This window comes from Dactylosporangium aurantiacum, from assembly GCF_000716715.1.
Lineage (GTDB): Bacteria > Actinomycetota > Actinomycetes > Mycobacteriales > Micromonosporaceae > Dactylosporangium > Dactylosporangium aurantiacum.
In genome coordinates this window covers 45390-58234 of sequence record NZ_JNYJ01000031.1, presented here as the reverse complement: position 1 = coordinate 58234, position 12845 = coordinate 45390, and the positions used below count along the sequence as shown (strand labels likewise).

At 73.7% G+C, this 12845-nt stretch carries 12 protein-coding genes; 7 read left to right on the top strand and 5 right to left on the bottom strand.

Going from position 1 to position 12845, the window contains the following annotated elements:
- Nucleotides 1-78 precede the first annotated feature (78 nt).
- Together mycP and OP18_RS31085 are read right to left on the bottom strand one after the other, a co-directional pair.
- Nucleotides 79-1443, bottom strand: a complete 1365-nt coding sequence (mycP, locus tag OP18_RS31090) for a type VII secretion-associated serine protease mycosin (protein ID WP_063745644.1) — start codon at nucleotides 1441-1443, stop codon at nucleotides 79-81.
- Nucleotides 1444-1497: 54 nt separating this feature from the next.
- The gene (locus OP18_RS31085; RefSeq protein ID WP_081971270.1) at nucleotides 1498-2514 is read right to left on the bottom strand and encodes a zinc-dependent alcohol dehydrogenase; all 1017 of its coding nucleotides are present in this window, start codon (nucleotides 2512-2514) and stop codon (nucleotides 1498-1500) included.
- A gap of 28 nt (nucleotides 2515-2542) precedes the next feature.
- On the opposite strand from OP18_RS31085, the gene OP18_RS31080 reads away from it, so the two are divergent.
- The gene (locus tag OP18_RS31080) at nucleotides 2543-4261 is read left to right on the top strand and encodes an IlvD/Edd family dehydratase (RefSeq protein WP_033362669.1); all 1719 of its coding nucleotides are present in this window, start codon (nucleotides 2543-2545) and stop codon (nucleotides 4259-4261) included.
- 251 nt (nucleotides 4262-4512) lie between these two features.
- On the opposite strand, the gene OP18_RS53325 is transcribed toward OP18_RS31080, so the two are convergent.
- Nucleotides 4513-4803: a hypothetical protein gene (locus OP18_RS53325; RefSeq protein ID WP_156089919.1), complete on the bottom strand. Its 291-nt coding sequence runs from the start codon at nucleotides 4801-4803 to the stop codon at nucleotides 4513-4515.
- Nucleotides 4804-4896: 93 nt separating this feature from the next.
- Between OP18_RS53325 and OP18_RS53320 the strand changes: the two genes are divergently transcribed.
- Nucleotides 4897-5226 carry a hypothetical protein gene (locus tag OP18_RS53320; RefSeq protein WP_052387602.1) on the top strand — a complete coding sequence of 110 codons (330 nt, stop codon included), beginning with the start codon at nucleotides 4897-4899 and terminating at the stop codon, nucleotides 5224-5226.
- Nucleotides 5227-5347: 121 nt separating this feature from the next.
- Here the strand turns inward: OP18_RS53320 and OP18_RS31070 are convergent, their stop codons facing one another.
- Together OP18_RS31070 and OP18_RS31065 are read right to left on the bottom strand one after the other, a co-directional pair.
- A complete protein-coding gene (locus OP18_RS31070) occupies nucleotides 5348-5812 on the bottom strand; it encodes a hypothetical protein (protein ID WP_033362668.1) in 465 nt (154 codons plus the stop codon).
- Between the two features lie 146 nt (nucleotides 5813-5958).
- On the bottom strand, nucleotides 5959-6651 hold the full coding sequence (locus OP18_RS31065; protein WP_033362667.1) for a hypothetical protein: 693 nt from the start codon (nucleotides 6649-6651) through the stop codon (nucleotides 5959-5961).
- A 61-nt stretch (nucleotides 6652-6712) separates the two neighbouring features.
- Here OP18_RS31065 and OP18_RS31060 point away from each other — a divergent pair, with 61 nt between their 5' ends.
- The 5 genes from OP18_RS31060 to OP18_RS31040 all read left to right on the top strand — a co-directional run bounded on the left by OP18_RS31060 (nucleotide 6713) and on the right by OP18_RS31040 (nucleotide 12763).
- Nucleotides 6713-7195: a MarR family winged helix-turn-helix transcriptional regulator gene (locus tag OP18_RS31060; protein WP_033362666.1), complete on the top strand. Its 483-nt coding sequence runs from the start codon at nucleotides 6713-6715 to the stop codon at nucleotides 7193-7195.
- Nucleotides 7196-7265: 70 nt separating this feature from the next.
- Nucleotides 7266-7796 carry a hypothetical protein gene (locus OP18_RS31055; RefSeq protein ID WP_156089918.1) on the top strand — a complete coding sequence of 177 codons (531 nt, stop codon included), beginning with the start codon at nucleotides 7266-7268 and terminating at the stop codon, nucleotides 7794-7796.
- Between the two features lie 444 nt (nucleotides 7797-8240).
- Entirely contained in the window at nucleotides 8241-8444 is a 204-nt protein-coding gene (locus OP18_RS31050; protein WP_156089917.1) for a hypothetical protein, read from the top strand.
- Nucleotides 8445-8494: 50 nt separating this feature from the next.
- Complete coding sequence (locus OP18_RS31045) at nucleotides 8495-10249, top strand: collagen-like protein (protein ID WP_052387601.1); 1755 nt, start codon at nucleotides 8495-8497, stop codon at nucleotides 10247-10249.
- 81 nt (nucleotides 10250-10330) lie between these two features.
- Entirely contained in the window at nucleotides 10331-12763 is a 2433-nt protein-coding gene (locus OP18_RS31040) for a DUF2334 domain-containing protein (protein WP_211273727.1), read from the top strand.
- Nucleotides 12764-12845 lie beyond the last annotated feature (82 nt).

Genomic DNA, 12845 nt, shown 5'->3' with positions numbered 1-12845 from the left:
TTCCGGTCGGCCTGGCACTGCGTCCGGCCGGCCTCGTGCGCCGTCCCGCCGGTGTCGTACGCCCGATCCGGGCCGGTGTCAGCGGGAGCCGCTGCCGCCGGCGCTGGAGGTCGGCATGCTCAGCGAGCGGGACGCGTTCGCCAGGCCGCGGGACGCCGAGGTGCGGTGCACGGTGGGGGCGCGGACGTTCATCGGGCCGACCGTCGGCTCGAACCGGTCCCGCGACGGCTGCCTGGACTCCGAACGCGGCGCCGGGACCACCGGCTCGCCGCGCTGGCCGCGGCGCACCCGCCGCACGAGCAGCCCCGCCCAGATGAGCGCGGCGACGACCACCGCACCGAACGCGGTCCAGATCGCCGGCAGCCGCGACTCCTCCTGTGCGCCGCCGGTGTCGAGGCCGAGACCGGCGGTGGCGGGCACGGGCACGGCCGCCGCCTCGGTGCCGGTGAGGGCCGCGACCGCCCGGTACGGGTTGACCGTGCCGAACCCGACCTGCGGGTTGCGCCCGCTCGGCGGGTGGTCGGCGGTCGACGTGATCCGGTCCGCGATCTGCTGCGGCGTCAGGTCCGGATAGTAGGCGCGCAGCAGGGCGGCGGTGCCGGCCACGTACGGCGCGGCGAAGCTCGTCCCGCCGCCGGAACGCAGGCCGAACCCACCGCCCTGCGGTGCGGGGCCCTGGATCCGCACACCGGGCGCGGCGACGTCGACGTAGTCGCCGGACGTCGACGTGGAGACGTGCTTGTCCTGCTCGTCGACGCCGGCGACGGCGAGCACACCGTCATACGCGGCCGGGTACGCGGGCTGGTTGGGGTTCTGGCTGGCGCCGTCGTTGCCGGCTGCGGCGACCACGACCACGTTCTGGCTCAGGGCCCGGCTCACCGACGCGGCGAGCTTCGGCGTCGGCTGCGTCACCAGCGACAGGTTGATGACGCCGGCGCCGTGGTCGACGGCGTAGTCGATGGCGGTCGCGATCGTGTTCGGCAGGTTCTGGTCGAAGGACTTCTGGTCGTCCTCCATCACCCGGATCGGCAGGATCTTCGCGCCGGGGGCGACCCCGTAGAACCCGGCGCCCGGCAGGCGCAGGCCGGCGATGATCCCGGCGACGAACGTGCCGTGCGCGACCTGGTCGCAGTCGCCGACGCCGTTGGCCTGCACGAAGTCCTTGCCCGGCAGGACCTGGTCCTTCAGCGACGGGTGGGTGGTGGCGACGCCGGAGTCGATGACGGCGACGATGACCCCGTCACCCTTCGTCATCGGCCACGCGAGCTCGGGATGCAGCCGGGTCAGCGGCCACGGCGTGTCGGTCAGCTTGTCGGTGAAGCTCGGCCCGCACGCCGACGGCGCCGCGGCCGCGGGCGTCGCCACGCCCGGCACCGCGGCGAGCACGCCGGCGGCGAGCGCGCCGGCGACCGCCTGAGCGCCGATCCGTCGAATGTGCCGCACGAGCGAAAGGGTATCGCGCCCCGCCCGGCGACCGCGGCCCGTGGCGGGGTGCGGTCACGGCAGCGACGGGTCGATGTGCACCTTCGGCGCGGCGCCCCACGCGGCCGGCCGGGACCCTGACAGCGCGGCCGCCGCCTCGGACAGCCCGATCGTCGCCGCGACCAGCGGGCGCGGGTCGACGGCACCGGAGGCGTAGAGCTCGACGGTACCGGCGAGACCTCCGGACGCACTGAGCACACCGACCGCGGTCACGTCCTTGAGTGCCAGGCTTCGCGAGTCGAGCAGGCTCGGCGTGCCGGACAGGCCGATGAACACCACCCGCCGGCCCGGCTCGACGAGGTCCAGCGCCAGGGCCGGCGAGGTCGCGGCGTTGGAGGCGTCGACGACCGCGTCCCACCGCAGCGGCGGCAGCGTGCCGGCGGTCCAGACCTGGCCGTGCCCGAGCCCGCGGGCGAACTCGACCGACGCCGCGGTGACGCCGAGCAGGTGCACCTCGACCCCCTGCGCGGCCGCGATCTGCGCCACGAGCAGCCCGATCGTGCCCGGGCCGAGGACGAGCAGCCGCTCACCGGGGCGCAGTCCGGCGCCACGGACGGCGCGCAGCGCGTTGCCGCCCGGCTCGACGAGCGCGCCCGCCGTCGGGTCGACCGGCGGCGGCAGCGGGTGCAACGCCGTCACCGGCACCGGGAGCCGCTCGGCGAGGGCGCCCGGCCAGCCGTTGCGGATGCCGATCTCGTGGCGGGTCGCGCAGAGGTGCTGGCGGTTGGACGTACATCTGCCGCAGACACCACAACCGAGCATGGTGTCGCCGGTGACCCGCCGGCCGACCCACCCCGGGTCGACGCCCGGCCCCGCCGCGCGGACCACGCCTGACCACTCGTGCCCGATCCGGATCGGGTATCGCGCCTGGCCGTCATGCAGGTAGGACATCTCGCCGGTGAAGAACTCGACGTCCGTGCCGCACACACCGGCCCGCTCCACGTCGACGACGACCTGGCCCGGCCCGGCGACAGGTTCCTCGACGTCCTGGACCTCAGCCCGGCCGGGGCCGATGATGACGAATGCGCGCACGGGCTCCATCTTCCGGGAAGCAGGTCCGATGTCACGACTGCGCAGTGCCGAGTGGTACGCCGGCGACGACCGCAACGCCTACATCCACCGTGCGTGGATGCGGCGCGGCCTGCCCGACGACGCCCTCGACGGCAGCCGCCCCCAGATCGCCATCGCCAACACCGCCTCCGACCTGACCCCGTGCAACCGCCACCTGGACGAGGTCGCCGAGCACGTCAGCCGCGGCGTCTGGGAGGCCGGCGGGGTGCCGCACAACCTGCCCGTCGTGTCGCTCGGCGAGACGCAGGTCCGCCCGACCGCGATGCTGTGGCGCAACATGGCCGCGATGGCGATCGAGGAGATGCTGCGCGCCAACCCGATCGACGGCGTCGTGCTCCTCGGCGGCTGCGACAAGACCATCCCGGCGCTGCTCATGGCCGCCGCGTCCGTCGACCTGCCGGCCGTGGTCGTGCCCGGCGGCCCCATGCTCACCGGCACGTTCCGCGGCGTACCCCTCGGCTGCGGCACCGACGTGTGGCGGCTGTCGGAGGAGGTCCGCGCCGGCACGCTCAGCGAGCAGGCGTTCCTCGACTCGGAGTCCTCGATGATCCGCAGCCGGGGCCACTGCAACACGATGGGCACCGCCTCGACGATGGCGCTGCTTGCCGAGGCCCTCGGCATGACGCTGCCCGGCACCGCGGGCATCCCCGCCGCCGACAGCCGCCTGCTGGCCCGCGCCCACGCCAGCGGCCTGCTCGCCGTGGACATCGTGCACGCCGGCCGCCGGCCCAGCGACGTCATCACCGCCGCGTCGCTGCACAACGCGATCGTCACCCTCGCCGCCACCGGCGGCTCCACCAACGCCGTCGTGCACCTGCTCGCCGTCGCCGGCCGGCTCGGCGTGCCGCTCACCCTCGACGACTTCGACCGCGTCGGCGCCGCCGTGCCGCTGCTGGTCGACCTGCAGCCCGCCGGCCGCTTCCTGATGGAGGACCTGCACCGCGCGGGCGGCCTCGCGGCGGTCCTGCGGGAGGTGTCGCACCTGCTCGACCCGTCCGCGATCACCGTCACCGGCGCGCCGCTCATGGCGACCGCCGCGTCAGGCACCATCTGGGACGAGTCCGTCATCCGTCCGTTCGCGTCGCCGGTACAGCCGGACGCCGGCATCGCCGTGCTGCGCGGCAACCTGGCCCCCGCCGGCGCGATCATCAAACCCGCCGCCGCGACCCCTTCGCTGCTGCGGCACCGCGGCCCGGCCCTCGTCTTCGACTCGATCGAGGACTTCCACGCCCGCATCGACGACCCCGCGCTCGACGTCGACGAGAACACCGTCCTCGTGCTGCGCGGCTGCGGCCCGAAGGGCTATCCCGGCATGCCCGAGGTGTCCAACATGCCCCTGCCGGAGAAGCTGCTGCGCCGCGGCGTGCGCGACATGCTGCGCATCTGCGACGGCCGGATGAGCGGCACCGCGTACGGCACCGTCGTGCTGCACGTCGCCCCCGAGGCCGCCGCCGGCGGCCCGCTCGACCGCATCCGCACCGGCGACCCCGTGGTGCTGGACGTGCCGGCCCGCACGCTCGACGTCGACGTACCCCAGGCCGAGCTCGACGCCCGCCCGCCTGCGCAGGCGCTGCTGGACGGGCTGGCCCGCCCCCGCCGCGGCTGGGAACGCCTCTACGTCGACACCGTCCTCGGCGCCGACACCGGGGCCGACTGCGACTTCCTGCTCGGCTCGTCGGGCCCCCGGGTCAGCCGCGAGTCCCACTAGCCGCCGCTGTTCACAGGCGATCTGCATGCTTCCGGGAGGGTGCGCACAGCCGCGCCGGTGACGCTCGGGCGATGACCTCACCTACCTCGCCCGGCGCCGGCCCGAACCCGACGCCTGTCCCGCCGCCGTCTGCGGGTGTTCCCGCTGCGGCGCCCTCGCCTTCGCCGGCGCCTCCGTGGGCCGCTGCCGCGGTGCCGTTCGTCCCGGCCGGCCGCCCGTCGCGGTGGAAGCTCGGCGCGGTCGCCGTGGTGTCAGCGGTGGTCGTCATCGGGGGCGGGGCCGCGGTGGCCAACGCCGGCCCTTTCGTGGCCAACCAGCAGGGCCAGAACGGCGCGGGCCGGCCCGGCGGCTACGGCGGCTCTGCCCAGGGCGGCGGCGCTGCCCAGGGCGGCGGCGCTGCTCAGGATGGCGGTGCTGCTCAGGATGGCGGTGCTGCTCAGGGTGGCGGTGCTGCCGAGGGTGGCGACGGTCAGGGTGGTGCGGGCGGTCAGGGTGGCGGTGGCGGCGCTGGTGGTCCCGGCGGCATGCCTAGCGGTGGTCAAGGTGGCATGCCCCGCGGCGGTCAAGGCGGCGGCGGGGGCGTGCCTGGCGCTCGCGGGGGAGCGGAGCTGTCCCGCGCTCTGCACGGCGACTTCGTGGGCAGGGACAGCACCGGCACGTACGTCACCCAACGCCTCCAGTCCGGCACCGTCGCCGCCGTCAGCGTCACGTCCATCACGGTCAAGAGCGAGGACGGGTACGAGACCACGTTCGCCGTAAACGCGACGACGAAGGTCAACGCCGGCGACGCCGCCATCGCCGACGTGAAGACCGGCGACCAGGTCACCGTCATCGGCCTCCTCTCCGGCACCACGGCCACCGCCACCGCCGTCACCGACGCGAACCTGCGCACCACGGGCGGATCCGGCTCCCGCGCCAGCGGACCAACGGCCCGCCCAACCGCCAGCGCCCGTCCGGCCCGCTGACGCCCCAGGGCAAGTTGACGCCACGCGGCCCGATCACCGACGCCATGCGACGGATCCCTCGGCGCGGACCAAATGCTGGAAGCGTTCCGGGCGAGGCGTTGTGCGCGCGGCGGTCGTTGCGTCAGGTGTCGTATTCGCCGTCCCAGGGCGGGTCGAAGCCGAGCTCGTCCGGGAGGAACTCGGCGTGGTCGGCGTCGTAGTCGTCGGACTGGTCGACGAGGCCGAACACGTGCCCGTCCACCGTGACCTGGAAGAGCTTGACGGCGATGTCGCCGAACCTGCGCTCGGGCAGCGCCGCGATCCACGTGTCGAGGCGCCGCTCGGCCAGCTCGACGGAGGCCTGCTCCTGCTCGCTGGTGCCGGCGAACCAGATGTCCGAACCGGTGTGCGTGCCGTCGCCGGCGAAACGGTGCAGCACCGCATACCAGCGCTTGTGCCGCGGCCAGTCCGCGGAGTCGGTGGCCGGCGCGCCGTCGTCGAGGGTGGCGGTGACCGACCCGAAGAACTGCCCGCCGGAGTAGTGACCGATGTGGCTGGTGCGGTAGTCGGGCTCGTGCGTGATCGGCACGCGCTCTGGGATCGCCATGGCCGTCACCGTAACCCCGGGGTACGACAGAAACCGCCGCCCGCAGCCATCCCCGCAGTCCGGCGACGGCGCCATCACCGGCCGCGCCACCGGCATGCAGCGGCCGTCGCGCCCGCGCCACGCTCACCGCGACACGAGGAAAGGCGTCAGGCGTTGGCGCGTGTCCGGTGCAGCGGCAGCTTGAACCCCACCGCTACCAGCCACGCCAGCCCTGCGAACCTCGCCACCGGCAGCAGGTACGCGGCGCCCTCCACCAGCAGGCTCAGCGTGGCCAGCTCGGCGACCGCCGCGCCGGCCAGCCCGGTCCACGCGAGCCACCGCGGCAGCAGGCCGGCGAGCAGGCCCGGCACGGCGATCCCGGCGAGCAGCAGGCCCAGCGGCACCACGTGGCCGGGGCCGCCGGCGGCGAACGCGAGCAGCTGCAGCGGGCGGATCAGGTCGGGGGCGCCGGTCACGGCGGGCTGGGAAAGGGTCCAGCAGGTCAGGCCCGAGGCGGCCAGGAACGTGGCGGCGAGCAGGCCGCCGGCGAGGGCGATGGTGGCGCCGGGGGCGCGGATGCCGAGATGGTGCAGGCGGGACGAGGCGGTCGCGGCGTAGATGGCGAGCGGGATCGCGGCGGCGAACTGGAAGGCGCCGCCGACGCGGACGGCGAAGGCGTGGTCCTGGAAGTACGCGACGATCGGCGCCGCCTCGCCGAACGGCGACGGGAACGGGGAGCCGCCGGCCAGGGCCGTGCCCAGGACGAGACCGGCGACGAACAGGGCGGTGACGACGACGCCGAGGACGCCGAGGGGTGGGCCGCCCTGGGCGGTGCGGGTGGCGGTGACCTGCGTGGCCATCGGAGCATCCCTTCATGGAGTGAATGGTTCACTGTGGTGAATTGTTCAGTAGACTAGCGCTGTGGGTAGTCCCGGGCAACCTCCGCAGGGCGCGGCGTTCCTCATCGCGCAGGTCGGTGCGCACGCCGCCGGCCGGTTCGCCGAGCGTGTCGAAGCGCTCGGCCTGACGCCGCCGGAGGTGGGGTTGCTGCGGATGATCGCCGGGGCGCCGGGGCGCAGCCAGCAGTCGGTCGCCGCCGACATGGGTGTGGTGCCGAGCCGGGTGGTGGCGATCCTCGACCTGCTCGACCACAAGGGCCTCGTCGAGCGGCGGCCGGGGGTGAGCGACCGGCGCCACCACGCCCTGCACCTCACCGACGAGGGCCGGCAGGTGCTCATGGAGATGCGGCAGCTCGCCCGGGCCCACGACGACGACGTCTGCGCCGCGCTCGACCCGCAGGAGCGCGCGCAGCTCGCGGGGCTGCTGCAGCGCATCGCCGACCAGCAGGGCCTCACTCCGGGTGTGCACCCGGGCTACCGTCAGCTCGGCCGGCGGAAGCGCTGACGTCCCCCGGGTGGTGAGAAGAAGCCCGGGCTGGACGGCGGACCCGGTGCATCCACTACGGTCTACGACCATGACCGCACCACAGCGCGCCGAGTTCTCCTTGGCCGGCATGGGGGCCCGCGTCGTCGCGCTCGTCGGCGCCCTGGGCGCGGTGCTCGCGATGAGCATGCCGTGGGCCAGCGAGGACAACACCGGCGTCGCGGAGAGCGGCGAGGTGCTGCTGCTGCGCGGCGGCGTCGAGTGGACCGGCTGGGGCATCTACGGCGCGAGCCGCCTGGACGGGCACCGGCCCGTGTCGCTGACCGTGGCGATGATCCTGATCGCCGGCACGGTGCTGGTCGCGATCGGCGCGTGGGTGGCGTTCGAGCGGACCCGCCGCCGGTGGCTGCCCCCGGCGACCGCCGCCGCGGCCGCGGTCATGCTGATCGTCAGCTTCCCGGGCCTGGAGGGGGTCAACGGCCGCTTCGGCACCGGCCACACCACGGTGACGGAGTTCGGCATCATCGTGTGGCGGCTCGCGGTCGCCGCGGTGCTCCTCGGCTCGACCCGGCTCGCCCTGCTCCAGGAGGCCGCGCCGCCACTGGGCCCGGACGCCGTCTGACACCTCCGGCCGGCACGCGGCTGGATCCCTGCCGCATTGCACGGTTCGCCGGTACGCCCAAATCCCGCGACCCGCAGTAACCGGCCCGGCACGATGCGGGTATGGCTGTCATCCGACCGGGCCGGTCGGGTGCCACTCGGTTGCTGACAACCTTGCCGCACCCTGGCGGCTACCTTGAGTGGACCAGCCGATCACGGCTGGCGGGGAAAGCGATGATCCACCGGGCGTCCTTGGTCGCCAATTGGTCCGGTGGGGAGCCAGTGGCGAAACCGGACCCGTCTCAGGTGACTACCGCGGGAGAACCGGTGTGCGTACCGACGCGCCCTCAGGCGCATTCATGAACCGCTGAACCAGCGCATTCTTCTGCTCGCATCACATTCTTCACCCTCGACATCTCGAGGGTTTCTCAAGCATGCCGTGCCACGGCGGAAACGGGGGTCTTCCGTGCTGAAGAAAGCAGTGTTCGGCGTCGGTGCCGCGGTCGCCGCGGTGGCCCTCGCCGCCGTGATCTACCTGGCCGCGGCGCACCGTACGCCCGCCGCCGACGCCGGAGTCGTCTCCCGTCCCGCGAGCCGCAGCGAGCTGCAGCCACCGCCGGACCCGCAGCAGCTCAAACCGTCCGAACGCGTCGTCGTCATCAGCGAATAGCGAAGCAAGCCGTCACCGACATACGTACCGCCCCACATTAGGAGAACTGCGTGTTCCGCTCGAAGAAGCAGAAGATCGCCGCCATCGGCGCGACCGCCGCGGCCGTGCTCGTCGGTGTCGGCAGCGCCGCTTTCGGTGCCATTCCCGCCAGCAACACCGGGGTCATCACCGGCTGCCGCGACAAGAACACCAGCGCGCTGCGGGTCATCGACTACCAGTCCGGTACGCGCTGCCGCAACAGCGAGCAGATGGTCCAGTGGAACCAGAAGGGCGCGACCGGCGCGACCGGCGCGACCGGCGCCACCGGCCCGCAGGGTCCCCAGGGCGCGACCGGCGCGCGGGGCCTCCCCGGCGCGACGGGCCCCGCGGGCCAGCCCGGCCCCGCCGGCCCGAAGGGCGCGACGGGCGCCACCGGTGCCACGGGCGCGACCGGCGCGACGGGCGCCACCGGCGCCAAGGGCGAGACCGGCGCCAAGGGCGAGACCGGTGCGCAGGGCGCTCAGGGCGTCCAGGGTGAGAGGGGCGAGACCGGTGCGCAGGGCGCTCAGGGCGTCCAGGGTGAGAAGGGCGAGACCGGTGCGCAGGGCGTCCAGGGCGTCCAGGGTGAGAAGGGCGAGACCGGTGCGCAGGGCGTCCAGGGCGTCCAGGGTGAGAAGGGCGAGACCGGTGCGCAGGGCGCTCAGGGCGTCCAGGGTGAGAAGGGCGAGACCGGCGCGGCCGGCGCCCAGGGCGAGACCGGTGCGCAGGGCGCTCAGGGTGACAAGGGCGAGACCGGAGCCCAGGGCGTCCAGGGCGAGAAGGGCGAGACCGGGGCGCAGGGCGCTCAGGGCATCCAGGGCGAGACCGGCGCGACCGGCGCTCAGGGCGAGAAGGGCGACACCGGCGCCCAGGGCGAAAAGGGCGAGAAGGGCGACACCGGCGCCCAGGGCGAGCAGGGCGAGCAGGGCCTCCAGGGCCTCCAGGGCATCCCCGGCATCAACGGCAAGGACGGCGACCCGGGCCCGAAGGGCGACACCGGCGAGACCGGCGCCCAGGGTGCGCAGGGCGTCCAGGGTGAGAAGGGTGAACAGGGCCCCCAGGGCATCCAGGGTGTCCAGGGCATCCAGGGCATGCCCGGCCTGAGCGCGTACGACCTGGCCCTCGCCAACGACCCGACCATCGGCACGGTGCAGGAGTGGCTCGCCTCGCTCGTGGGCGTGAACGGCGTCGACGGCAAGGACGCGTACCAGCTCGCGGTCGACATGAACGCGTTCACCGGCACGCCGGAGCAGTGGCTGGCCTCGCTGAAGGGCAAGGACGGCGTCGACGGCGCGGCCGGTGCCCAGGGCGCACAGGGTGCCCAGGGTGCCCAGGGCGAGAAAGGCGAGGCCGGCGCGGCCGGCGCCCAGGGTCCCGCTGGCACGCCCGGCGCGGTGTGGCTGACGGGCGCGGGCGCCCCCGCCGGTGCCCTCGGCGCGGTCAACGACATGTACCTCGACACCGCCACCGCCGACGTCTACAAGAAGACCGGCGCGACCGCCTGGACGAAGACGGCCAACATCAAGGGCGGCGCGGCCGCCGTCACGCAGACCGTGACCACCGCGACCGGCGGCGGCACCCTGGCCAACAGCACCGGCACGCTGAACGTCACCTGCACCACGGGTGTCGCGATCGCCGGCAGCTGGTACCAGGGCGCCAGCGGCACCGTGGGTCTGTCGTCCAGCGGCCCGGCCTCCGCGGGCTCCAAGACCTGGGTCTTCAACTTCACCCACACGGGCCAGACCAGCACCGTCTCGGCCGTCGTGAGCTGCCTGACCCTCAGCTGAACGACCGAAGGAGCGGCCCCGGCAAGCACGCCGGGGCCGCTGCGTCCGTACACCCGAAAATCCAAGCGAAAGCGAGCACCTGTGCGCACTGTGGTGAAGCTGGTGGCGTCGACGATCGTCGGCGCCATCGCCGCCGGTGGCCTGGGCACGGCGGCACACGCCGCGGGGCCGGCGGTCAGCGGGGTCACGCCGAAGAACGGGACGACCGGCGTTGCCGTCGGCGTCCGCCCGACGATCACCTACGCCGACGCGGTCGACCCGTCCGCGCTGCGGTACTCGTTCGTGAAGACCAGCGGCGGGGCGGCCGTCGCGTCCTACTACGCGTACGACGCGCCGACGCACACGTTCACCTTCACGCCGCGGGCCGCGCTCGCCGAGCAGACGAAGTACACGATGACGGTGAAGCTCGCCACGTCGAACTACGTCTGGTCGTTCACCACGGGCGTCACGGACCGGGTCGCGCCGACGGTGCCGGGCGCGCCGGGCGTCACCGACGTCACCACCACCGGTGCCACGGTCAGCTGGGGCGCCTCCACCGACGCGGTCGGCGTCACCGGGTACCAGGTGTTCGACAACGGCACCCTGAAGGCCACGGTCACCGGCACGTCCACGACCCTGGCCGGGCTCGAGCCCGGCACGGCGCACAGCGTGACGGTCAAGGCCCTCGACGCCGCGAACAACGCCTCCGCCGCGTCGGCCCCGGTCGCGTTCACCACGCTGACCCCGCCGCCGGCGCCGGACACGGCCGCGCCGAGCGCGCCGGGCGTCCCGGTCGCGAGCGCCGTGACGTCGACCGGCGTGACCCTCACCTGGGCCGCCTCGACCGACGACGTCGGCGTCACCCAGTACACGGTGCTCGGCGGCCCGACCGTGGTGACCAGCACCGTCAACAGTGTGACCCTGACCGGGCTGGCGCCGCTGACCGCCTACGGCTTCACCGTCCAGGCGTCCGACGCCGCCGGGAACGTCTCCGCGGCGTCCGCCCCGACGGTGGTCACGACGCCGGCCACGCCGGTCGCCAACGGCGTCAACGGCGCCGGCATCCCGGGCGCCACCGGCAGGACCCTGGTGCTGTACGACAGCACCGGCCCGTACGGCTTCCTCGGCGAGCTCTACGCGATGGCCGCCGCCAACCTCAGCTCCCACTTCGGCGACTGGACCGCGCAGCCGGTGACCAGCTATGCCGCCGGTGAGCTGGAGCAGTTCCAGGCCGTGGTGTACCTCGGCAGCACGTACGACGAGCCGCTGCCCGTGGCGTTCCTCGACGACGTGACCGCGACCACCAAGCCGGTCGTGTGGATCTACGACAACATCTGGCAGCTGACCGCCCGCGACCCGAACTTCGTGGCCGACCGCGGCTTCACCTGGACCGGCTTCGACGTGTCGGCGGTCTCCAAGGTGGACTACAAGGCCAGGTCGTTCACCCGGGACCCGCGCAACGGCGCCGGCATCATGAACACCACGATCAGCGACGCCACCAAGGCGACGCCGGTGGCCACCGCGGTGCGCGCCGACGGCACGACGCTGCCGTGGGGCGTGCGGTCGGGCAACTTCACCTATATCGGCGAGATCCCGTTCGCCTACATCAGCGCCGACGACCGGTACGTCGCGTTCTGCGACTTCCTCTTCGACGCGCTCGCCCCGTCGACCGCGGAGCGGCACCGGGCCCTGGTCCGCATCGAGGACGTCGGCCCCGACGCCGACCCCGCCGAGCTGCGGGCGATCACCAACTACCTGTACGGCAAGAACATCCCGTTCTCGGTGGCCGTCTACTCCCGCTACCGCGACCCGCTGGGCGCCGGCAGCGGCGGCGTGGCCGAGGACTACACCCTCGCCGACCGGCCCCAGGTGGTCGCCGAGCTCAAGTACATGCAGTCGCACGGCGGCACGCTGCTCATGCACGGCTACACGCACCAGTACGAGAGCATGCTCAACCCGTACAACGGCGCCAGTGCCGACGACTTCGAGTTCTACACCGCGCACGTCGACCCGGTCACGAATAACGTCATCTACGACGGCCCGGTGCCGGCCGACTCGCAGGTCTGGGCGCAGGGCCGCATCGACGGGGCGTTCGCGGCGTTCAAGGCGGCCGGGCTCACCGCGCCGACCATCTTCGAGTTCCCGCACTACGCCGGCTCCGACGCGGCCAACCGGGCGGTCGCGGCGACCTTCAAGACCCGCTACGACCGTGGCCTGTACACCTCCGGCGCCCTGCGCGGCGGCGCGCTGGACAACTCGCGGATCTTCGGCCAGTTCTTCCCGTACACGGTGCGCGACATCTACGGGGTGCTGACGGTGCCGGAGAACATCGGCAACGTCGAGCTGGAGCCGTTCAACAACCACCCGGCGCACCTGCCGGCGGACATCGTCGCCTCCGCGCAGCTCAACACCGCGGTCCGCGACGGCGTGGCGAGCTTCTTCTTCCACCCGTACGTCCCGCTGAGCTACCTGCGGCAGACGGTCGAGGGCGTGCAGGGGGCCGGTTACACGTTCGTCCCCGCGTCCGCGATGTAGGACCGCCCGACACGGAAAGGCCGGTGCCCCCAGCGCCGGCCTTTCTGGCTGCCCGGGGGACAGCTCCGCACCACGATTGCCC

Bases quoted from the DNA above. Each gene is read 5' to 3' on its own strand.
- OP18_RS31080 (WP_033362669.1), top strand. From the start codon at position 2,543: ATGTCACGACTGCGCAGTGCCGAGTGGTACGCCGGCGACGACCGCAAC.
- OP18_RS31070 (WP_033362668.1), bottom strand. From the start codon at position 5,812: ATGGCGATCCCAGAGCGCGTGCCGATCACGCACGAGCCCGACTACCGC.
- OP18_RS31065 (WP_033362667.1), bottom strand. From the start codon at position 6,651: ATGGCCACGCAGGTCACCGCCACCCGCACCGCCCAGGGCGGCCCACCC.
- OP18_RS31055 (WP_156089918.1), top strand. From the start codon at position 7,266: ATGACCGCACCACAGCGCGCCGAGTTCTCCTTGGCCGGCATGGGGGCC.